The organism is Tahibacter caeni, assembly GCF_024609805.1.
Taxonomy (GTDB): domain Bacteria; phylum Pseudomonadota; class Gammaproteobacteria; order Xanthomonadales; family Rhodanobacteraceae; genus Tahibacter; species Tahibacter caeni.
Genome location: NZ_JANFVR010000591.1, coordinates 1 through 1,596, shown reverse-complemented (window position 1 = coordinate 1,596; position 1,596 = coordinate 1). Strand labels below are relative to the sequence as shown.

General features: G+C 67.7%; 3 protein-coding genes. All 3 read left to right on the top strand.

All coding sequences use genetic code 11. The features are described 5' to 3' along the window. The coding region (gene minC / locus NON22_RS24095; protein WP_257389521.1) for a septum site-determining protein MinC at nucleotides 1–366 on the top strand (366 nt) is incomplete at its 5' end. A 36-nt stretch (nucleotides 367–402) separates the two neighbouring features. Next, nucleotides 403–1,215 carry a septum site-determining protein MinD gene (gene minD, locus NON22_RS24090; RefSeq protein ID WP_257389520.1) on the top strand — a complete coding sequence of 271 codons (813 nt, stop codon included), beginning with the start codon at nucleotides 403–405 and terminating at the stop codon, nucleotides 1,213–1,215. Between the two features lie 2 nt (nucleotides 1,216–1,217). After that, nucleotides 1,218–1,505, top strand: a complete 288-nt coding sequence (minE, locus tag NON22_RS24085; protein ID WP_255910478.1) for a cell division topological specificity factor MinE — start codon at nucleotides 1,218–1,220, stop codon at nucleotides 1,503–1,505. Nucleotides 1,506–1,596: the final 91 nt, after the last annotated feature.

Sequence of the window (1,596 nt, the reverse complement as noted above, 5' to 3'; positions counted from 1 at the left end):
AGCACGCCGCCTCCGCCGGGCGCGGCACGCGGCGCGGCCGGTCTGCTGCAGTCGCAGCCGGTGCGCTCGGGCCAGCAGGTCTACGCGCGCGGCAGCGACCTCGTCATCACGGCCGTGGTCGGCAACAGCGCCGAGGTCATCGCCGACGGGTCGATCCACGTCTATGCCGCGCTGCGCGGCAAGGCCATCGCCGGCGCCCAGGGCGACACGGCCGCGCGCATCTATTGCCAGGACTTCCAGGCCGAGCTCGTGTCCATCGCCGGCCACTACCGGGTATTCGAAGACATCCCGGCCGATCTGCGCGGCAAGCCCGTGCAAGTCTGGCTGGAGGGGGAGAAGCTGCTGCTGGCCAGGCTCGGTCCGTAGCGTCAAAGCGACAAGAGCCAATGTGGAGAGAGCAACTTGACTGAATTCATCGTCATCACCTCCGGCAAGGGCGGAGTCGGCAAGACCACTTCCAGCGCCTCGATCGCTGTGGGTCTGGCCAAGCGCGCCAAGAAGGTCGCGGTCATCGACTTCGACGTGGGCCTGCGCAACCTCGACCTGATCATGGGTTGCGAGCGCCGCGTCGTGTACGACTTCGTCAACGTCATCCATCAGGAGTGCACGCTCAAGCAGGCGCTGATCAAGGACAAGCGCTACGAGAACCTGCATGTGCTGGCCGCGTCGCAGACCCGCGACAAGGACGCCCTGACCAAGGAAGGCGTCGAGCGCGTGCTCAACGAGCTCAAGGACGAGGGCTTCGACTACGTGATCTGCGATTCGCCGGCGGGCATCGAGAAAGGGGCGTTTCTCGCCATGTATTTCGCCGACCGCGCCGTGGTCGTCGTCAATCCGGAAGTCTCCTCGGTGCGCGACTCCGACCGCATCCTCGGCCTGCTCTCTTCCAAGACGCGCCGCGCCGAGAACGGCGGCGAGCCGGTCGCCCAGCACCTGCTGCTGACGCGCTACAACCCGGCGCGTGTCGCGGCGGGCGACATGATGAGCATCGACGACGTCAAGGAAATCCTCGGCATCGAAGTGCTCGGCGTGATTCCGGAATCCGAAGGCGTACTGGCCGCGTCCAACGCGGGCGTGCCGGTCATCCTCGACGAAGCCTCGCACGCGGGCCACGCCTACGACGACGCCGTCGCGCGGCTGCTCGGCGAAGAGCGTCCGATGCGTTTCCTCGAAGCACCGAAGAAAGGCATCCTGTCGCGACTGTTCGGGAGCTGAGCATGGGCCTGTTCGATTTCCTGCGCGGCAGCCCCAAGCAGACCGCGACCATCGCCAAGGAGCGCCTGCGCATCATCGTCGCGCAGGAACGCAGCGCCCGCGGCAGCCCCGACTATCTGCCGCTGCTGCGCCGCGAGCTGCTCGAGGTGATCCGCAAGTACGTCAACGTCGACCAGGACGCGATCGACATCCAGGTCAAGCGCGACGGCGACCATGAAGTACTGGACTTGACGGTCACCCTGCCCGACAAGGCCGGTGCCGCCGCGACCGCGGCCGCGCGCGAGGCGTGAGCGGCGCGAAGTCCGCGACCGCGGCGCTGCGGGCATGACGGAGCCGGCATTGCGGACGGCGCCCGGCGCGAACACGCAGACGGCATCGCCC

What these genes read in the sequence shown, in the direction of transcription:
- minE (WP_255910478.1), top strand. Translation starts at nt 1,218, where the DNA reads ATGGGCCTGTTCGATTTCCTGCGCGGCAGCCCCAAGCAGACCGCGACC.